General features: G+C 72.0%; 19 protein-coding genes and 1 tRNA gene. 11 read left to right on the top strand and 9 right to left on the bottom strand.

The features are described 5' to 3' along the window. Positions 1-12 precede the first annotated feature (12 nt). The 3 genes from ACF1G2_RS24630 (at position 13) to ACF1G2_RS24620 (ending at position 2571) form a co-directional block, all read left to right on the top strand. The gene (locus ACF1G2_RS24630; RefSeq protein WP_391800328.1) at positions 13-639 is read left to right on the top strand and encodes a response regulator; all 627 of its coding nucleotides are present in this window, start codon (positions 13-15) and stop codon (positions 637-639) included. A gap of 68 nt (positions 640-707) precedes the next feature. Beyond that, entirely contained in the window at positions 708-1919 is a 1212-nt protein-coding gene (locus ACF1G2_RS24625; RefSeq protein WP_391800327.1) for an FAD-dependent monooxygenase, read from the top strand. Positions 1920-2070: 151 nt separating this feature from the next. Beyond that, complete coding sequence (locus tag ACF1G2_RS24620; RefSeq protein ID WP_391800326.1) at positions 2071-2571, top strand: hypothetical protein; 501 nt, start codon at positions 2071-2073, stop codon at positions 2569-2571. A 9-nt stretch (positions 2572-2580) separates the two neighbouring features. On the opposite strand, the gene ACF1G2_RS24615 is transcribed toward ACF1G2_RS24620, so the two are convergent. Further along, positions 2581-3270, bottom strand: coding sequence for a pentapeptide repeat-containing protein (locus ACF1G2_RS24615; protein ID WP_391800325.1), 690 nt, complete (start codon positions 3268-3270; stop codon positions 2581-2583). A 98-nt stretch (positions 3271-3368) separates the two neighbouring features. Here ACF1G2_RS24615 and ACF1G2_RS24610 point away from each other — a divergent pair, with 98 nt between their 5' ends. Together ACF1G2_RS24610 and ACF1G2_RS24605 are read left to right on the top strand one after the other, a co-directional pair. Further along, entirely contained in the window at positions 3369-4568 is a 1200-nt protein-coding gene (locus ACF1G2_RS24610) for an NAD(P)-binding protein (RefSeq protein ID WP_391800324.1), read from the top strand. Positions 4569-4636: 68 nt separating this feature from the next. After that, positions 4637-5635: a zinc-binding dehydrogenase gene (locus ACF1G2_RS24605; RefSeq protein ID WP_391800323.1), complete on the top strand. Its 999-nt coding sequence runs from the start codon at positions 4637-4639 to the stop codon at positions 5633-5635. Positions 5636-5721: 86 nt separating this feature from the next. Here the strand turns inward: ACF1G2_RS24605 and ACF1G2_RS24600 are convergent, their stop codons facing one another. From ACF1G2_RS24600 to ACF1G2_RS24590, 3 genes are all read right to left on the bottom strand, one after another. Then, a complete protein-coding gene (locus ACF1G2_RS24600; protein WP_391800322.1) occupies positions 5722-6198 on the bottom strand; it encodes a GNAT family N-acetyltransferase in 477 nt (158 codons plus the stop codon). Positions 6199-6228: 30 nt separating this feature from the next. Continuing rightward, positions 6229-7128 carry an aminoglycoside phosphotransferase family protein gene (locus ACF1G2_RS24595; RefSeq protein ID WP_391800321.1) on the bottom strand — a complete coding sequence of 300 codons (900 nt, stop codon included), beginning with the start codon at positions 7126-7128 and terminating at the stop codon, positions 6229-6231. Positions 7129-7236: 108 nt separating this feature from the next. After that, complete coding sequence (locus ACF1G2_RS24590) at positions 7237-7902, bottom strand: DsbA family protein (RefSeq protein WP_391800320.1); 666 nt, start codon at positions 7900-7902, stop codon at positions 7237-7239. Positions 7903-8031: 129 nt separating this feature from the next. Here ACF1G2_RS24590 and ACF1G2_RS24585 point away from each other — a divergent pair, with 129 nt between their 5' ends. Continuing rightward, positions 8032-9432 (top strand): NAD(P)/FAD-dependent oxidoreductase, encoded by a 1401-nt coding sequence (locus ACF1G2_RS24585; RefSeq protein ID WP_391800319.1) that lies wholly within the window; start codon positions 8032-8034, stop codon positions 9430-9432. A 37-nt stretch (positions 9433-9469) separates the two neighbouring features. Then, entirely contained in the window at positions 9470-10219 is a 750-nt protein-coding gene (locus ACF1G2_RS24580) for an ATP-grasp domain-containing protein (protein WP_391800525.1), read from the top strand. A gap of 22 nt (positions 10220-10241) precedes the next feature. Here ACF1G2_RS24580 and ACF1G2_RS24575 read toward each other — a convergent pair whose 3' ends face one another. From ACF1G2_RS24575 to ACF1G2_RS24560, 4 genes are all read right to left on the bottom strand, one after another. Then, positions 10242-10502 carry a hypothetical protein gene (locus tag ACF1G2_RS24575; protein WP_391800318.1) on the bottom strand — a complete coding sequence of 87 codons (261 nt, stop codon included), beginning with the start codon at positions 10500-10502 and terminating at the stop codon, positions 10242-10244. Between the two features lie 35 nt (positions 10503-10537). Beyond that, complete coding sequence (locus ACF1G2_RS24570; RefSeq protein ID WP_391800317.1) at positions 10538-10792, bottom strand: hypothetical protein; 255 nt, start codon at positions 10790-10792, stop codon at positions 10538-10540. A gap of 143 nt (positions 10793-10935) precedes the next feature. Further along, entirely contained in the window at positions 10936-13029 is a 2094-nt protein-coding gene (locus tag ACF1G2_RS24565; RefSeq protein ID WP_391800316.1) for a restriction endonuclease, read from the bottom strand. A gap of 90 nt (positions 13030-13119) precedes the next feature. Beyond that, a tRNA-Thr gene (locus ACF1G2_RS24560) sits at positions 13120-13197 on the bottom strand. 157 nt (positions 13198-13354) lie between these two features. Between ACF1G2_RS24560 and ACF1G2_RS24555 the strand changes: the two genes are divergently transcribed. The 4 genes from ACF1G2_RS24555 to ACF1G2_RS24540 all read left to right on the top strand — a co-directional run bounded on the left by ACF1G2_RS24555 (position 13355) and on the right by ACF1G2_RS24540 (position 17608). Next, positions 13355-14818, top strand: coding sequence for an RNA-guided endonuclease InsQ/TnpB family protein (locus ACF1G2_RS24555; RefSeq protein WP_391800315.1), 1464 nt, complete (start codon positions 13355-13357; stop codon positions 14816-14818). A 259-nt stretch (positions 14819-15077) separates the two neighbouring features. After that, positions 15078-16175, top strand: a complete 1098-nt coding sequence (locus tag ACF1G2_RS24550; RefSeq protein ID WP_391800314.1) for an ABC transporter ATP-binding protein — start codon at positions 15078-15080, stop codon at positions 16173-16175. 203 nt (positions 16176-16378) lie between these two features. Further along, positions 16379-16792 carry a hypothetical protein gene (locus tag ACF1G2_RS24545; RefSeq protein ID WP_391800313.1) on the top strand — a complete coding sequence of 138 codons (414 nt, stop codon included), beginning with the start codon at positions 16379-16381 and terminating at the stop codon, positions 16790-16792. A 99-nt stretch (positions 16793-16891) separates the two neighbouring features. Further along, positions 16892-17608 carry an NDP-sugar synthase gene (locus ACF1G2_RS24540; protein WP_391800312.1) on the top strand — a complete coding sequence of 239 codons (717 nt, stop codon included), beginning with the start codon at positions 16892-16894 and terminating at the stop codon, positions 17606-17608. Positions 17609-17919: 311 nt separating this feature from the next. Here ACF1G2_RS24540 and ACF1G2_RS24535 read toward each other — a convergent pair whose 3' ends face one another. Next, positions 17920-19518, bottom strand: coding sequence for a DoxX family membrane protein (locus ACF1G2_RS24535; protein ID WP_391800311.1), 1599 nt, complete (start codon positions 19516-19518; stop codon positions 17920-17922). Between the last annotated feature and the right edge of the window lie 45 nt (positions 19519-19563).

Below are 19563 nucleotides of genomic sequence, written 5' to 3'. Positions count from 1 at the left end.
CGGAGGTCGGCCGTGACCGTACGGATCCTGCTCTGCGACGACCACGCCGTCGTCCGCGCCGGGCTGCTCGCCCTGCTCGGCAGCGCCGACGACATCGAGGTCGTCGGCGAGGCCGGCAGCGGCGAGGAGGCCGTCGCGATGGCCGCCAAGCTGCGGCCGGACGTCGTCCTGATGGACCTCCAGCTCGGACCCGGCATCGACGGCGTCGAGGCGACCCGCCGGATCGCCGGGTCGGCGGCCGGCGTGCACGTCCTGGTCCTCACCACGTACGACACGGACGCCGACATCACCCGCGCCATCGAGGCGGGCGCGACCGGCTACCTCCTGAAGGCCGAGCGCCCCGAGGAGCTGTTCGCCGCGATCCACTCCGCGGCACAGGGCCGTACGACCCTCTCCCCGCCGGTCGCCAGTCGCGTCATGGACCGGATGCGGGGCGCCGCCGGGCCGACCCTGACCGACCGCGAACGGGACATCCTCGGCCAGCTCGCACACGGCCTCGGCAACCGCGAGATCGCCCGCGCGCTCTTCATCAGCGAGGCGACCGTGAAGACCCATCTCGGACGGATCTACGCGAAGCTCGGCGTGGACACCCGTGCGGGTGCCGTCGCCGTGGCGAAGGAGCAGCGCCTGCTCCCCTGACGCTGCTACTCTGCGTTGCCTTTCTATCGCAGAGTGTCAGTTCGTCTCGTCTCGTTGTGGGAGCGCACGTGAAGATCGCCTGCGTCGGCGGTGGGCCCGCCGGCCTGTACTTCTCGATCCTGATGAAGCGGCAGGACCCGTCCCACGAGATCACCGTCTTCGAACGGAACCCGGCGGGCTCCACGTACGGCTGGGGCGTGACCTACTGGGCCGGACTCCTGGACAAGCTGCGCGCGGGCGACCCGGAGTCGGCGCGCGCCGTCGACGAGGCCTCCGTCCGCTGGACCGACGGTGTCGCCATCGTCCGCGACGAGCGGACCGTCCACCGGGGCGACGAGGGCTTCGGCATCGGCCGCCGCCGGATGCTCACGCTCCTCGCCGAGCGGGCGGAGGCGCTCGGCGTACGGGTCGAGTTCGAGCACGGGATCCCCGGCCCCGACGCACCCGAACTGGCGGACGCCGACCTCGTCGTCGCGGCCGACGGGGTCAACAGCGCCCTGCGCGAGGCGTACGCGGGCCACTTCGGCGCCGAGGTCGCCACCGGCCGCAACCCGTACATCTGGCTCGGCACGACGAAGGTCTTCGACGCCTTCAGCTTCGCGTTCAAGGAGACCGAGCACGGCTGGATCTGGTGTTACGCCTACGGGTTCAGCGGCGAGCAGTCCACCTGCGTGGTGGAGTGCGCCCCGGAGACCTGGAAGGGGCTGGGGCTCGACACAAGGAGCGAGGCCGACAGCCTGAACCTGCTGGAGAAGCTGTTCCACGACCTGCTCGACGGGCAGCCGCTGATCGGCCGGGGGCAGGACGACGGCACGGCGCAGTGGCTGAACTTCCGCACGCTCACCACCCGCGTCTGGCACCGCGGCAACCTGGTCCTCGTCGGCGACGCCGCCCACACCACGCACTACTCGATCGGCGCGGGCACCACGCTCGCCCTGGAGGACGCCCTCGCGCTGGCGGACGCCCTGCGCGCCGGCGGGGACCTGGACGGGGCGCTCGCGCGGTACGGCGCCCGGCGGCGCGCCGAGCTCCTCTCGGCGCAGAGCGCGGCCCGCTACAGCGCCCGGTGGTACGAGAACCTGCCCCGCTACATGCGGCTCCCTCCGGCCCAGATGTTCGCGCTCCTCGGCCAGCGCCACTCGCCCCTGCTGCCGCACGTCCCGCCGCAGCTCTACTACCGCCTCGACCGCGCGGCCGACGGCCTGCGCCCCCTGCGCGAACTGAAGCGCCGGCTGGGCCCGAGGCTCGCCCGCACCCTGCACGCCAGGTCACGAGCCTGACCGGCCCCTGCCCACCCGGGCGGGGCAGGTGCCGCCCGCGCAGTACGCCCCCGCCGGTACGCCCGGGCCGTGCATCCCGCCCACCCGCGCCGCACGGCCCGCTCACCCGCGCGGTAGGGGCCGTACCGCCGCGCGTGGGACCATCGTCCCCGTGCTCGACATCGGCTACTCCCTCTCCCGTCGCTTCCCCGACCCCCCGCAGACCGACTACCGCCGCGCGGACGTCCACGCGCTGCGCCACGACCTGTTCTGCGGGGACGTCTACCTCGCCGACCCCAAGGCCGACCGCGAGGTGTCCACAGCCTGGGGATGGGTGCCGGTGCTCGACTTCGCGTGGGCCCTCTGCGACATCGTCGAGCGGCTGGACCGCGACCCCCGGGGCAGCCGGGCCTCGCAGCCCCAGTACGCCGAGCTCGACTTCACCGAGTCCACGGACCGCATGCTCTTCGAGCGCCGCTTCGGCTGGGTGGACGTGGAGGCCGACTGGATGCCGGGCGACGAGCCGCCGCTCACCTTCAACCACGCCGAACTGCGCCGCGAGGCCCGCGACTTCCTGCACGACCTGGTCGCCGACCTCACCGACATGCACGAGGGGCTCGGCGACAACCCCGTGATCTGGGACCTCCAGGCCCGCTTCCCCCGCGTCCCGTGACGCGCGCTCTCAGTCCTCCACCCGCACCCCCAGCTGCGCGGCGAACACCGGCGCCAGGTCCAGCAACTGCGCCGTACTGATCACCGCGCCCGCCAGCGCATCGACCCCCCGCGCGATCTCCAGACGCTCCACGGTCCGCAGGTCCACGTCCTTCATCCGGGCCCCGCCGAAGTCCGCCCCCTTCAGCACGCACCCCCGGAAATCCACCCGTTCGAGCACCGCGCCCGCGAAATCGGGCTCGTCGAGCACGCACTCCTCGAAGACGACGTCCTTCAGCCTCGCCGTCCGCAGGTTCAGGAAGTCGATCTTCCCTCCCCGTACGAGGACCCGCTCCAGGACCGCCCCGTGCAGCTGCGTCCCCCCGAGCCGCGCGTCCACGATCTCCACGTCCCGCAGCGACGCCTCCGCCAGGTCCGTACCGACCCCGCGCACCCCGTTCAGCACGGAATCGAGCAGGCGCGCTCTGTTCAGCCGCGTCTCGTCCAGCGCGCACTCCCGCAGCGCGCACTCCAGGAACCGCGCCCCTGACCCGCTCTGCCCGGACAGGTCACGCCCCTCGAACGCGACCCCGTCGTAGTCCCCGTCCGGCTCCAGCCCTCCTTCGTACGCCTCCAGCGGCGGCAGCCGGACCTCCGCCCTCCGCACCGCCGCGATCTTCTTCCTGCCGCCGCCACCGCCACTCGCCCTGCCCGTCACCATGACCCCATCGTGACGTACGCCACTGACAACGCCCCGATGTCACATCCCGGCCCCCCTCGCCCGTCCCCCTCGTACCAGCGAGAACGAGGGAGCGAGCGATGCAGCGGAACGACACGACCAGGCCCAGGACCGCCCGGAACCACATCACCGTCGTCGGCGGCGGGTTCGCCGGACTCACCGCGGCCATCACCGCCGCCGAGTCCGGAGCCGCGGTCACCCTCCACGAGGCCCACGAGGCACTCGGCGGCCGCGCCCGCACCGCCGGCGGCCCGTACCGCACCAACGAAGGACCGCACGCGCTCTACCGCAAGGGCCCCCACTGGACCTGGCTCGCGCAGCGCGACCTCATCGGCCCCCTCGCGCAGATCCCGCCCCTCGAAGCCGCCCGCTTCCGCTTCCACCTCCACGGCGCGCTGCGCCGCACCCCGCCGCTCGGCTTCCTGCGCCACACGCTCCGCACGGCCGACCGGGCCCCCGTCGACACCGACTTCCTCACCTGGGCCACCGGGATCGCCGGCCCCGAGACGGCCCGTCAGGCCGCCGCGTACAGCGGGGTCGCCCTCTTCCACCACGACCCCGGCGCGCTCTCGGCCCGCTTCGTCCAGGAGCGGCTGCACCGCGCCGCCGCGCTGCCGCCGGAGGCGCGGTACATCCGGGGAGGCTGGGGGCGGCTCATCGAGCGGATGGCCGCGTACGCCCGGGAGGCGGGCGTACGGATCGAGACCTCGTCGCGGCTCGACGCGCTGCCGCTCGGCGACGGCCCGGTCGTCGTCGCGACCTCCCTGGCGGCCGCCGCCCGCCTCCTGGGCGAGCCGGCCCTGCGCGGGGAGAGCGGCCGCACCGTCCTGTTCGATCTGGCGCTGCGCCGCCGCAAGGGCGATCCGTTCATCGTCTCCGACCTGGACGCACCCGGCTGGATCGAGCGCTTCACCGCGCAGGACCCCTCCCTCGCCCCGGCCGGCGAGCAGCTGGTCCAGGCCCAGCTGCCCATCGCCCCGGGCGAGTCCAAGGCGGACGGCGTCGCGCACGCGGAGCGCCTGCTCGACCTGGGGTTCCCGGGCTGGCGCGCGCGTACGGTCTGGCGCCGCGAGGCCCTCTCCGGCGGCCGGACGGGAGCGGTCGACCGGCCCGGTACGACCTGGCGCGACCGGCCGGCGATCGACCGGGGCGACGGCGTGTACCTGGTCGGCGACGAGGTGGCGGCGCCGGGCGTGCTGTCGGAGGTGTCGTTCACGAGCGCGGTGGAGGCGGTGTCGCTGGCGCTCAGGAGCCGGAGCCTTGACCTCAAGTCCGCTTGAGGTTGAAAGCTGGGGCCGTCACGACGTACCGACCGCGCGACACACCGACCACTTTTCGGGGAGTCATCATGCACGCGATCCGTCTCCACGCCTTCGGCCCGGCGGAGAACCTCACCTACGAAGAGGTCGAGGACCCGGCCCCGGGCCCCGGACAGGTGCGGATCGCGGTCACCGCGGCCGGCGTCCACCTCCTCGACACGACCCTGCGCCTCGGCGCGACGGGCCCCTTCCCCGCCCCCGCCGAGCTGCCCACGATCCCCGGCCGCGAGGTCGCAGGCACCGTCGAGGCGCTCGGCGAGGGCACGGACCCCTCCTGGCTGGGCAGGCGCGTCGTCGCCCACCTCGGCATGGCCCCCGGCGGCTACGCCGAACGCGCCGTCGTGGACGCCGGGCGGCTGCACGCCCTCGCGGACCACCTCGGGGAGGCGGAGGCCGTCGCGATGATCGGCACGGGCCGCACCACGCTCGGCATCCTCCAGTTCACCGAACTCGGCCCGGACTCGATCGCCGTCGTCCCCGCCGCGGCCGGCGGCATCGGCACCCTCCTCGTCCAGTACGCGAAGAACGCCGGCGCCACGGTCGTCGGCCTCGCGGGCGGCCCGGAGAAGGTGGCCCTGGTGAAGGAGAACGGCGCGGACCTCGCGGTCGATTACAAGCTCCCCGACTGGCCGGACCAGGTCCGCTCCTTCCTCGGCGGCAGGACCGCCACGGTCGTCTTCGACTCCGTCGGCGGCGCCACCGGCCTGGCGGCCGTCGACCTCCTCGGCAAGGGCGGCCGGCACGTCGTCTTCGGCTGGTCCGCCGCGGGCCTCCACGACGGCGGACCGCTCACCTTCACCGACGAGGAACTCGCGGCCCGCGGCATCACCTCGGAGTCCGTCCTGGGCCCCGTCATGATCCAGAAGGCGGGCGGCGACGTCCGCAACCTCGAACTCGCCTCCCTCGCCGCCGCCACCGCGGGCACACTCCGCCCGGCGATCCACCGCTTCCCCCTCAAGGAGGCCGCCGCGGCCCACCGCGCCCTGGAGACCCGCGGCACGATCGGCAAGGTCGTCCTGATCCCGTAACGCACCCACCCGAACCCCCCGCCCCCGTCGGCGGGGCCCCGCACCGGCCCCGCTGACACCCCCTCACCCCGGCGCACTCGGCAGCGCTACGCCCCTGTCCCCAGCCCGCGCAGGGCCCCGTCCGTCAGCCGGTACACCGTCCACTCGTCCTGCGGGCGCGCGCCCAGCGACTCGTAGAAGTCGATCGACGGCCTGTTCCAGTCCAGGACCGACCACTCCAGCCGCTCGTACCCCCGCTCCACACAGATCCGCGCCAACTCCGCCAGCAGCGCCTTCCCATGGCCGCCGCCCCGGCTCGACGGGCGGACGTACAGGTCCTCCAGGTAGATGCCGTGGACCCCGCGCCAGGTCGAGAAGTTCAGGAACCACAGGGCGAAGCCCACCGGCTCGCCCTCGTCCGACTCGGCGATGTGCGCGAAGGCCGCGGGACTCGGGCCGAACAGCGCCTCGTGGAGCTGCTCGGGGGTCGCGCGGACCTCGTCCAGCGCCTTCTCGTACTCGGCGAGTTCACGGACCATCGCGTGGATCACAGGGACGTCGGCAGGTGTGGCGGTACGAATCATGTACGAATCATGCGCCCCGGCTGCGACCAGTCAACGCCCCGCCGCCAGCAGGGTCCGCGCGATGGACACCTGGTCCGGATCGAGCGCCTCCTCGCCGTCCTCCACGTCCCACAGCCCGTTCTGCAGCACCCGGCCGAGCGTCCACGCGAGCGCACGGCCCCGGTCGAGACCCAGCCGTTCCGTCAGCAGGTCGAACCGCCACAGCGTCCCGGCGGCCGGATCCGCCTCCCACAGGTCCGTCAGCGCCGGAAGCAGTTCGAACCCCGGATCGCCCACCAGCGGCTTCGGATCGATCGCCAGCCACGGCTCACGCTCCGCCGCCAGGACATTGTCGTAATGCAGATCCCAGTGCAGCAAGCGGTCCCCCGGCTCCCCCATCACCTCCCGCACCGCCGCCGCGCAGTCCCGCAGCAGCGCCGCGTCCTCCGCCCCCAGCCGCGCCGCGGCGTCCGGGGTCTCGGCCACCATCCGCGCGGCGATGTCACCCAGCCCCCGCAGCCCGTCCGGCGCGGGCACCGCCACCAGACGCGCCAGCAGACCGGCCAGGATCCCCACCGCCTCCCGCGCGTCCGTCAGCGTCGACAGATGCCGGCCCTCGTCCAGCCGCTCCAGCAGCAGCGTGCCGGTCCCCGGATCGTCCGCGAGCAGCCGTACGGCCCCCGAGCCGTCCCAGACCCGAAGCGCCACGGCCTCCCCCGCGCTCTCCTCGTCGAGGAGCTGCATCTTCAGCGCCGCCCGCACACCGTCCTCGACCCGGGTCACCGGCAGGACGAGCGACGCCACCCCGTACATCGACGGCCCCGTCACCCGCAGCCCCCACCGGTCCAGGAACTCCCGCGCCCGCCCCGGCAACGCCGCGACGAACGCGCGCCCCGCCTCTCCGTTGAACCTCGCCTGCGACGCCACCAGTTCCGCCGGAATCTCGATCACAGGTCGACGCTACCGACGCCGGAGGCACAGCACATCCGAGTAGAACCACGCGCACCCCACGGCGGGACTCGCCCGCCACGCGCACCCCCACCCCGGGACTCACCCGCCTCACACACCGGCATCCCGCAACACCCGGGCGAACGCGTCCTCGTCGTACAGCGCACCGCCCACCCCCACCTGCTGCCCGTCGAGCAGCACCGTCGGCGTCCCGCCCACGCCCGACTCCTCGAAGTCCTTCTCCGCCGACGCCACCCACGCCCGGTACGACCCCTCCCGCACCGCCCGGTCGAACTCCTCGCCCCTCAGCCCCTCCACCCCGGCGGCCACCCGCAGGGGATCCTCCGCCCCGCCGCTCGCGAGCACCGCCGCCTGGAACTCCGCGAACCTCCCCGCCTCCACCGACGCCCGCAGCGCGTTCGCGGACCGCGCCGACGCCGTCCCGCCGCTCCGCGCGTCCAGAAACGACGCGACGACGTACGCGATCCGCACCTTCCCGGCGGCCGCGGCCTCCGCGAGCGCCACGCCCCCGCTCTCCTCGAACTTGGCGCAGTAGCTGCAGCGCGGGTCGAGGAACACGGTCGCGGTGTGCGGCGCCGACGGATCCCCGACGAGGATCCGCGGACCCTCGACCACCGTCGTGAGCCCGGCCGCGGCGGTCGAGAACGACACCGCCGGAGCGTCCACCGGCGCCGCCGCACAACCCGCCGCCGCGAGCCCCACCACCCCCGCCGCGGCGAGCGCCACGACAGCACGGACAGTCCTGGGTACGGGCATGAAAAGGTCCTTTCGGAACAACGGAATCCGCACCCTCGAACCTAGGCGGCACCCCCACCACGCCCACCCCGCCGAAAGACCCCGATCCAGGGGTCGAAGGCCCCCCGACCATCCAGTAGCCTCCCGCCCATGGTCAGCAGGAGCAGCACGGTCAACGGCGGCATCTCGTTCTGGTACACGCAGGAAGGCACCCCCGCGCCGCGCGAGCCCCTGCCCGGAGACGCCACCGCGGACGTCTGCATCGTCGGCGGCGGCTACACCGGCCTCTGGACGGCGTACTACCTCAAGAAGGCCGTCCCCTTCCTCAACATCACCGTCCTCGAAGCCGCGTTCTGCGGCTACGGCGCCTCCGGACGCAACGGCGGCTGGCTCTACAACGGCATCGCCGGCCGCGACCGCTACGCCAGGCTCCACGGTCACGAGGCCGCCGTCCGCCTCCAGCACGCGATGAACGACACCGTCACCGAGGTCGTCGAGGTCTGCGCCGCCGAGAACATCGACGCCGACATCCACCACGGCGGCGTCCTGGAGATCGCGCACTCCCCCGCCCAGCTAAACCGCCTCAAGGCCTTCCACGCCGTCGAGCTCGCCTTCGGCGAGAAGGAACGCGAGCTCTACGGCGCCCGCGAGACCGCCGACCGCATCCGCGTCGCCGGCGCCGTCGGCTCCTCCTGGACCCCGCACGGCGCACGACTCCACCCGGTGAAGCTCGTGAAGGGCCTGGCCGCCGCCGTCGAGGCCCTCGGCGTCACGATCCACGAGTCGACCCCGGTCACCGAGATCAAGCCCAAGCACGCCGTCACCCCGTACGGCACCGTCCGCGCGCCCTACGTCCTGCGCTGCACCGAGGGCTTCACCGCCTCCCTCACGGGCCAGCGCCGCACCTGGCTCCCCATGAACTCCTCCATGATCGCCACCGAGCCGCTCACCGACGCCCAGTGGGACGCCATCGGCTGGCAGGGCCGGGAGACCCTCGGCGACATGGCCCACGCCTACATGTACGCCCAGCGCACCGCCGACGGCCGCATCGCCCTCGGCGGCCGGGGCGTCCCGTACCGCTACGGCTCCAGGACGGACAACGACGGCCGCACCCAGCCCCAGACGATCGAGGCCCTCCGCGACATCCTCGTCCGCTTCTTCCCCTCCCTCGCGGGCATCGGCATCGACCACGCCTGGTCGGGCGTCCTCGGCGTCCCCCGCGACTGGTGCGCCACCGTCACCCTCGACCGCTCCACGGGCCTGGGCTGGGCAGGCGGTTACGTCGGATCCGGCGTCGCCACCGCCAACCTCGCGGCCCGCACCCTGCGCGACCTCATCCAGCAGGACTCCGGCCAGTCGGGGCCCACCGACCTGACCGGGCTCCCCTGGGTCGGCCACAAGGTCCGCAAATGGGAACCGGAACCGCTGCGCTGGCTCGGAGTCCAGGCGATGTACGCCGCCTACCGCGCGGCGGACCGTCGGGAATCCACCACCCACACGGCGACGTCGTCCCGCATCGCCCGCATCGCCGACCGTCTCTCGGGCCGCTGACGTGGTGCTTGTCATGCCCGGTCGGCGGACGTCGACGATGGAGCTGCTCGCCGGCGAGGCGACGGCGCGGGGGATGGCGACCCTGACGGCGGAGGAGATCGGCGCGGCGGAAGAGATCGGCGCGGAGGCGGGACCGGCGTACTGGTACGGCGGACCGGTGGCAGGGGCGCGGCTGGCCGCGCGGCTCGGGTTCGCCCTGCTCGAACCGGCGGACGACTGGCTCTCCGAGCTGCCGGAGGAGTTCACCGGGCGGGAGGTCCGTGCGGCGACCGTCGCGGACGCCTGGGCGATCGAACGGCCGACGTTCGTCAAGCCGCCCCGGGACAAGTCCTTCCCGCCGGACGTCTACGCCGACGGCTCCCGGCTGCCCGCCGGCCTGGACCCGGCGACGCCGGTTCTGCTCTCCGAGGTGGTGACCTTCGCCGCCGAGTACCGGCTGTTCCTGCTGGACGGGCGGATCGCCACGGGCAGCCGGTACGCGGTGTTCGGCCGGCTCGACCCCCGTCCGCTCGACAGGCACGGGGCGGTCGCCACGGAGATCACCGAGTTCGTGGAACACCTCGTCGCCACGGCCGGGCCCACCCTCCCGAGCGCCGTCGTCGTGGACGTCGGCCAGCTGCTCGACCCGTACCGCCCGGGCCACCGCTGGGCCGTGGTGGAGGCCAACATGGCGTGGTTCTCCCACGCGTACGCCGCCGACCCGGCGCGGGTCCTGGACGTCGTACTGCGCTCGGCGGGACCGCGCGAGCGAGTGCGGCCGGAAGACCTCCGGTTCGTACGGCACTGAACCCCGTCCCCACCGGACCGGATCACTCGGACGCGTACGCCCCGATCTGGTAGTCGAGCTCCGGGTCGGGCGGACCGCACCGCAGGACCGCGTCCACCGCCGGCCACACGCCGGTGGGCACGTCGTAGTTGAGAAGCATCAACGGATCGTCCGCATCCGGCGTGATCACTTCGCGGAGCTGCAGGACCTGTTCACGGGTGACGGGGAACTCGGTACGCAGGAATTCGTCCGCCTTGCTGTACCCCTGAAGGGACCAGACGACTCCGGGCTGCTCTGAAGACATCCGCGGATCCTACGTCCGCAGGGCTGCACGCATCCTCATCGGGGCTGGTAGTCCCAGAAGCAGTAGGCACAGGCGCCACGGCCGTCACCCGTGGCCTCGGCCAGGACGACACGACGACGAGGGTGAGTCTCCAGGCCCTGAGCCTGGGCGTACTCCTGCCCCTCTTCGAGAGCCTTGCAGGCCGACGAGCGATGGAAGACCGCACCGCCGGCCGTGACATAGACGAACTTGACCAAGCCCTCGGGGACAGGGGCGCAGTCCACGCACTGCTGGACGACCAAGTCATGCATGCATCGCTCATCCATGCAGCCCAGCCTAGTCGTCCAACCTGCCACGGGCCTCCCAAATACCCATCCCTGAGGGGGCGTTGGAGCCGAAGCACAAGCGAAGCCGCTCGCCCTCCATCAGGCCCGAGGGCCTTCCTCCTCCGCCCTTACTCCACCTCGATGCCGAAGTCACCCACCAGCTCCGCAAGCCCGCCCTGGTAACCCCTGCCGCCCAGAACGAAATCCCAGTGGCCACCTGCCCGCCGCCGGAACGACCCCAGCACCAGCGCGGTCTCCCCCGCCCGACCGTCCGACACATCGAGCCGGTCCACCTCGGAACCCGACCCGTCCCGCAGTCGAATGCCCGCGTCGACGAACCCCGCGAGGTCCGCATCCGGATTCACCTCCGGATCGACAGCCGCGACCAGAACCAACCGGTCGGCACGCGCGGGCAGGGACTCGAAAGCGACCTGGACCGCCGCCTTGTCGCCCCACAGGGCGGGCACCATCCGCACCGCCCCTTCAGGCGTCGAGACGTTGTTGAAGAAGACGAAGTGCTCCTCCCCCAGCACCCGGCCTCCCTCACACACCAGCGCGCACACATCCAGAGCCACCGACCCCGACCAGACCATCCCCAGCACGTTGACGTCCTCATCGGCGTCAGGCGCGGTCCGCACCTCGGGCACGACCGTCGGGGCCTCGGGCGCACCCGTGCCCAGCCGGCCCCGCAGGCCGTGCTGGTGCAGCAGATCCACCAGCTCCGCGCCCGTGATCAACGTCAGCGGCTTCCCGTTGGCGAACGTGTACGACCCCGGCCCGAACCCGGACGTCGTCACCAGTACGCCCTTGTTCGCCCCCGCACTCTGTACCGTGCCGTACAGATCACGCACCGCGCTCGGCGGCACCGTGTTCCGGTACCGCTTGGCCTGCACGATGATCGACCCGCCACTGATCGGATCCGGATCCAGCGCCTCGACGTCCACACCACCGTCGTTCGACCGCCGCGTCGTCACCGCCTGAAGCCCACGCGCCCGGAACAGCTCGGCCACGAGCCCCTCGAACGCGATCGGATCCATCGCCAGCAGATCAGGCTCCTCGCCCTCCGCCTGCAGCACGACGTCCGAACTCACCTGCTCCGGCAGCAACACAGGCCGCACCGAGACCCGCTCATCCGGCTTCGTGGACAGACGCCCCGACAAGGCGCCCGTCAGACAGTCCACCGCACTGACCAGCTCCAGATTCAGTCCGTCGAAGACCGTCCGCTCGACGATCACCGATGCCAGGCAGAGACGCGCTGCCAGCCCTGTCGCCGGATCCACACCCTCCACGATGCCGTTCAGAGCCACGCTCCGCAGGACTCCGAACCGGTCAGCCGCGAAAAGCTCCCGCACCGCGAGCAGCACACTCTGTGCCACCACGTCCCGGTAGAGCGCCCGCCGCTGCGTCACGGGGCGCGGGACCTCCTTCTCCTGGTCCGTACTGGGCAGGTACTTGACCCCCTTGGCCTCCGGCACCACGTCGTACGCCGGCAGATCCCAGTCCAGCACCAGCCCACGACCCCCACGGTCGTACGCAGCCGACACCTGCCGCGGAAACCCCTCCGGCCACGCGGTCGAGGCGTAGAGAACAGCCGAGAAAAACTCGACCACCGTCTCCGGGTCGCCGGCCCTCAACGACTCGACCATCCCCGCGATTCCGCTGTTGTGCGCGCGGATCTCCGCCAATCGGCCCGCCGCCCACTCGTCGTACTGCGCCCTGTACGCCGCCAACTGTTGCTGCCGCTGCGTCTCCGCCGTCTGCGCCGCGTACCAGTCCCGCTCGAACCTGGCCCGAGCCTCCTGCTCCGCCTGCGCCCGGCCCGACGCGGTCCAGGCGCTCTGCGGCTGGTAGTGCCGCTGTTCCGGCAGGGCGATCGGGTGCGCGAGCGGACCCGGTGCGAACGGCTCGACCTCCTCCGACCGCCTCATCGACTCCACGTGGAACGCCGGTGACACGGCCCCCCGCGCCAGCAACCCCGACAACAGCGCGACCCGCTCGTCCAGCTCTCGGGTCCGCCGCAACGCGTCCGCGTCACGATGCTGCCGATAGGCGGCCCGCTGCTCCCGCTGCATCCGCGCCACGTCCCGCTCGTGCGACCGCTGCGCCCGCTCCGCGTCCCGCTGCTGCCGCAGCACGGCCTGCAGCTGCCCCTCCCGCTCCCGCTGTGCCGCCCGCTGCGCCTCGGCCCACGCACCGATCAGCCCACTGGAACGCCGACTCATCCGCCGCACCCCTCCCCAGAACACCCCAGCCTGAAATGCCCCGTAAAACACAAGTGTCCCGGACCTGAGTGGTCCGGGACACGAGAATGGTGGAGCCCCCTGTCGGATTCGAACCGACGACCTACGCATTACAAGTGCGTTGCTCTGGCCGGGCTGAGCTAAGGAGGCAACGCCCGCGCCGCTCACGCGCGAGGCTCCCCCACTCTACACAGCGCCACGAACTGCCAGCCAAGAACTTTGCGGCCACCGTAACCACCCGCCCACACGTTCGTTGATCGGGCTGGAGTGCCATTCCGACTATCGGACAGCAGGGTGGGGAGGGGCGATGGCGGGGCTCTCGGCCGAGGCGCCGGTAAGGGTCGTCGGTGCAGACGCCGAACGCGTGAAGCGCGAGGCATTGGGCATCACGGACCGCCATGAGCGGCATGGCCGCGCATCCGGGGTGATCAAGCAGCGGGCCAAAGGATCCGGTACGCGGCAGCGTGTCTACCGCTACCGCTTCTACCCCACCGCGAACCAGGCCGTGCAGCTGCACCAGACCTTCGGTGCCTGCCGGTGGGTCTACAACGAAGGGCTGGCACTCCGATCCGGCGCCTGGGAGCGCCACCGGGTCTCCCTCGGCTTCGCGGAGACGTGTCGGGCTCTGACCGGATGGAAGAGGGAAGAAGGTCGGGAGTGGTTACGTGAGGTCTCGTCGACGGTGCTGCAGCAGGCGCTGCGACATCTCGACGGTGCGTTCACCCGGTTCTTCAAGAAGTCGGCGAAGCATCCGAAGCGGAAGAAGAAGGGCCGGTCGCGTGACTCCGCGACGTACGTCCGGACCGGCTTTCGGTGGGTGGAAGATCCAGAACGGCTGGGCACAGGCCGCGTGACGCTGGCGAAGCAGACGACCCCGCTGGACGTGCGGTGGTCGCGTCCACTGCCGGCAGGACACGTTCCGGTCCGGCTCGACGTGACGCGGGACCGTGCGGGGCGCTTCTTCCTGTCCGTGCTGGTGGAGGAGCGGATCGAGCCGCTGCCGCCGGTGTTCCTGCCCTCCGGGTCCGAGCCGAAGGCGGTGGGTCTGGACCTGGGCCTGGCGGCATTGGTGACACTCGACGACGGCTCGCTGCTCGAGCATCCACGTCTCATGCGGAAGTACGGGGAGGAGCTGGCCCGCCGCCAGCGTGCGCTGCACCGAAAGCAGCGAGGCTCGAAGAACCGGGAGAAGGCGAGAACGCGCATCGCGCGCCTCTACACACTCATCGGCGATGTCCGCAGGGACCTGCTGGATCAGTTCACCACCCGCCTCGTGCGCGAGAACCAAGTGCTCGTGGTGGAGGATCTGCCGATCGCCAATCTGATGCGCCCGGCGAAAGGCAAAGGACGGCGTCGTAAGGCGAAGCTGAACCAGGCGCTCAAGGATGCGGCCTGGGGTGAGCTCCTGCGGCAGCTCCGCTACAAGTGTGAGTGGTACGGCCGGACACTCGTGATCGTGGACCGGTTCTTCCCGTCGACTCGCCGCTGCTCGGTCTGTCACACCAAGGGGCCACGGCTGGACGTCTCCGTCCGGGAATGGGTTTGTGCGCAGTGCGGTGTCGTACACGGCCGGGATGCGAACGCGGCTGTGAACCTCCGCGACGAGGGGATGCGGCTGTACCGGCAGGTGACGGAGACCCTCCCCCCGGGGCAGACCCGTACCCTCGCTGATCCGGGCGTCAGAGCTGCCGGCCACTGTTCCGGCCGCATAGATCAAGAAGCACTACGGACCGACGGGCCGTCGGCCGGAATGCCTGTGGAGTTCACGTAAGACCGGGTGTGTACGGCCCGCGGGGCTGTACGGGATCGGCGATGGACGTCGAAGCAGGAAGCGCCGCGACAGCGGTAGGTCACAAGTGCGGTGCTCTGCCCTCACCGAGCCCGCCGGGAAATCTCACCGCCTCCGACTACTGACAGATCGGACACCGCCAAGGTAGCGTCACCCGAGGTTCACTCCGGTGGACTAGACCTCAATCCTTCCTTTACTCGGATCGTCCGGCACGTTCCTGCCGGTGAAGGGACACATCACCATGGCTTCTGTCACTTTCGACAAGGCGACCCGGCTCTACCCGGGTTCCGACAAGCCCGCCGTCGACCAGCTCGAGATCGAGATCGAGGACGGCGAGTTCCTCGTCCTCGTCGGGCCCTCCGGCTGCGGCAAGTCCACCTCGCTGCGCATGCTCGCCGGCCTGGAGGACGTGAACGGCGGTTCCATCCGCATCGGTGACCGCGACGTCACGCACCTGCCGCCCAAGGACCGGGACATCGCCATGGTGTTCCAGAACTACGCGCTGTACCCGCACATGACCGTCGCCGACAACATGGGCTTCGCCCTCAAGATCGCCGGCGTCAACAAGAGCGAGATCCGCGCCAAGGTCGAGGAGGCCGCGAAGATCCTCGACCTCACGCCGTACCTGGACCGCAAGCCGAAGGCCCTCTCCGGCGGTCAGCGTCAGCGTGTGGCCATGGGGCGCGCGATCGTGCGTGAGCCGCAGGTCTTCCTCATGGACGAGCCGCTGTCGAACCTCGACGCCAAGCTGCGTGTCTCCACCCGTACGCAGATCGCGTCGCTCCAGCGCCGCCTCGGCATCACCACGGTGTACGTCACGCACGACCAGGTCGAGGCCCTCACCATGGGTGACCGCGTCGCCGTCCTCAAGGACGGGCTGCTCCAGCAGGTCGACTCCCCGCGGAACATGTACGACCGCCCCGCCAACCTCTTCGTCGCCGGCTTCATCGGCTCCCCCGCCATGAACCTGGTCGAGGTGCCGATCACCGACGGCGGCGTGAAGTTCGGCAACAGCATCGTCCCGGTCTCCCGTGACGCGCTCTCCGCCGCCTCCGCCAAGGGCGACACGACCGTGACGGTCGGCATCCGCCCCGAGCACTTCGACGTGTCGGGCGCCACCAGCAAGGAGGGCCTGGCGGTCTCCGTGAACGTCGTCGAGGAGCTCGGCGCCGACGGTTACGTCTACGGATCCGCCCGCGTCGGCGGCGAGGACAAGGACCTGGTCGTCCGCGTCGGCGGCCGCGCCGTGCCCGAGAAGGGCTCCACGCTGCACGTCGTGCCGCGCGCGGACGAGCTGCACGTCTTCTCCACCTCGACCGGCGAGCGCCTCACCGGCTGAGTCCGCACCGAGGCTCCGTGCCTGCCGAACGGCCCCGCATCTCTTGCAGATGCGGGGCCGTTCGCGTACGTCGACAAATACCCCGGCATAGCCGCCAATTCAGACACCGGCGTCAACATGGGATTCGAATTTTCGCCTCGAACCATCCCCCGCGAGAGTGACTAAATGTCGCCATATCATCACCGGCCGCTACGCTCGCCTCCGTGACGCACACTGCCCGCCGTATCGGCCGCTCTCTCGCCCTCGTCCTGCCCGTCGTCCTGGTGCTCTCGGGAACGCTCGCGGTGTCCGCCGTTCCGTGGGCCGGCCAGGACTCCGACACCCAGATGCTGACCGCATCCTCGGAGGACGTCTCCGTCCCCGCCAAGTCCCGTGCCCCGCAGGATATTCTGCGCGACCGGCTCCTCGTGGAGCTTCAGGAGAAGGACCCCGGAACGGCGCTGACCCACCTCCAGCGGGAGGTCGAGAACAGCCCGTCCCTCGCCAAGCACTGCATGTCCATCGCGCGCGCCCTCGGCAAGGCGGCCGTCCGCCACTACGGCCCGACCCGCGCCCAGTCCTACTCCCGCCCCGTCTGCGACACCTCGTTCGCGACCGGCGTGATGTACGCGAGCTGAGCCGCCCGGCTCGCCCCGCGACCCTGACGACGGACACCGAAGACCGGACACCGAAGACGCTGAACGGCTCCTTCGCGCGGTGCGCATATCGTTCGCGGTATGCATACCTCCCCGACGCAGGCCGTGGTCCTGGCGGGCGGCCAGGGCTCGCGCCTGCGCCCGTACACCGACGACCGCCCCAAGCCGATGGTCGAGATCCCGGGCACCGGGACCCCGATCATCGGCCATCAGCTGTCCTGGCTCGCCGCCGAGGGCGTGACGGACGCTGTCGTGTCCTGCGGCCATCTGGCCGAGGTGCTCGAGGAGTGGCTCGCCTCCGCCGATCTGCCGCTGCGCGTGACGACGGTCGTCGAGGAGGAACCCCTCGGCCGCGGTGGCGGCCTCAAGTACGCCGCCGCTCACCTTCCCGAGCCCGGACAGCCCTGGTACGCCACCAACGGCGACATCTGGACCCGCTTCTCCCTGCGTGAGATGGCCGCGTTCCACGACGAGCGCGACGCCACCGCCACCCTCGCCCTTGCCCGCCCCCGGATCCCGTGGGGCGCCGTCGAGACCGACACCTTCGGGCACATCACCGACTTCATCGAGGCGCCGCCGTCGCCGTTCCTCATCAACGCGGGCGTGTACGTCTTCTCCGCCGCGTTCACCGACCTGCTCCCCGACCGGGGCGACCACGAGCGCACCACGTTCCCCCGGCTGGCCAGGGAGCGCCGTCTCGCGGGCTTCCCGCTGCCCCACGGGGCCTACTGGCGGGCGATCGACACGGCGAAGGACCTGACCGAGGCGGCGAAGGAGCTGGCCTCCCAGGGCGCCTGACAGCCCTCGTACACACCACGGCGAGGCGCGGGGCCTGTGACCGGCCCGTCGTACGGACTCACCGCCAGGCCCCAGGACTGCCGGCCGCCCGGCTGCCCGGCCGCCCGAGTTCCCGAGTGCCCGAGTGCCCGGCCGCCCGAGTTCCCGCCTGCCCGACTGCCCGGCCGCCCGAGTTCCCGACTGCCCGGCCTACCCGCCGCCCGGCAGCCCGTACGGGCCCCCTGCCCTCCCCGTCCCCGGAGCCCACCACGAAAGGGCGGCACCGCTTCCTCGCGGTGCCGCCCTTCGCCTGTTTCCGGGCTGTGCGTCCGTCAGCCCAGCAGGCCGCCGATCGGGTTCCGGTTGCCGCCGGTGCCGCCCGTCGACGAGCCGCCGCTCGTCGGCTCGGTCGTACCGCCGGTGCCGCCACCGCCACCGCCGCCGCTCGTGCCGCCGGTGCTCGTCGGGCCGGAGCTGGTGGACGGCGGGGCCGCCGGCCGCGACTGGGTCGGCGTACGGCTGCCGGTGCCCTGCGTGGCGGTCGGCCGGCTCTCCTCCGTACGGCCCGTCTCCCGTACGGTCTCGCTCGGCGAGGCCGTCTTGTCGTCCTCGCGCTCCCCGCTCGCGCCGGCCGTCGCCGACGGCTTGGGGCGGGTGGAGGTCGACTGGGACGGGGTGCGCTCGCCGGGCTCCTGCGGGAGCGTGCGGCCGGGCAGGTGGTTGATCGGGTCGTCGTTCGGGCCGGGGACCGTGACCATCTCCGTGGACCGTACGGCCCCGCCGAGCACCGAGCCGGTGAGCAGTGTGAGGCCGACGACGACGGAGGTGACGAGCGCCCCGCGGCGCAGGACGCGGCGGCGCAGGTCCCACAGCTCGGAGCGCGGTCCGAGGGTCCGCCAGGCCTCGCCGGCGAGACGGCCGTCGATGGAGTAGACGGGCGCGCCGGCGATGATCAGCGGGGACCAGGCGGCGAGGAAGATGATGTCGGCGGAGTCGTAGACGGGGACGGACTTCCAGCTCACCGTCAGCAGGAGCGCGGCGGAGAGCAGGGCGCCGATGACGGCCGCGACGCGCTGCCAGAGGCCGAGGACGGTGAGGACACCGACGACGACCTGGAGGAAGGCGACGGTGAGGCCGGCGCCGACCGGGTGCTGGAGGGCGAAGTCGCGGAGCGGTTCGGCCAGCGCCCAGGGGTTGAGCGAGTGGAGCCACTTCACCATGGAGCCGCGCTCGCCGCCGTCGAAGTAGACGGGGTCGCAGAGCTTGCCCATGCCGGCGTAGATGGAGATGAAGCCGAGGAAGACGCGGAGCGGGAGGAGGACGACGCCGAGGTTCATCCGGCGCCCGGGGTAGTAGGCGTGCCGGACGGGGTCGGCGCCGTGGCGCTGCTCACGGCCGCCGCGGTACTCGTCGCCGTTCGGGTCGTCCCCGCGTACGGTCCCGTCGCCGTCGCCGGTGCCGTACGCGCCGTCGCGGGACAGCTCGTACGGGCTGTCGTAGGCGTGGTCGAAGGCGCCTTCGGCGCGCCGCATCGGGGGAAGGAGCGGCGGGTCGGCGGTGACGACGGGGGTGGGCATGGTGTCGTCGATGCGCGGGATGGCCTGCGTGACGCCGGTGTCGTGGTGCGCGGGGGGTTCCAGCGTGGAGACGGAGGACTCCCGCACGGCCTGGAGCAGTCCGGTCGCTCCGGGCGCGGACTTTCCGGTCCACACGACGGGCCGGCGGCGGCCGGCGGCACCGCCCGCCGCTGCCGCGGCGGCGAGAGCCGGGCCGCGGGAGGCGGCGAACTTCGGCTGCTGGGCCGGGGCGAGCCGCACACGGAAGCTGGCGTGGTTCACGATGACCTGCGCGGGATCGGAATCCACTTTGAGCATGCTCAGCGCGGGCTGATCGTCGAACCCCGGCCGGGGCGTTCTGGTGTCCACACTCATCTAACCGAGTGACGCGGGGTTAGGACACTGCCTTGACGGGCTCTG

The organism is Streptomyces sp. NPDC013457 (assembly GCF_043089925.1).
Taxonomy (GTDB): Bacteria; Actinomycetota; Actinomycetes; order Streptomycetales; family Streptomycetaceae; genus Streptomyces.
The sequence above is the reverse complement of the archived record's forward strand: the minus strand, read 5'-3'. Positions and strand labels throughout refer to the sequence as shown.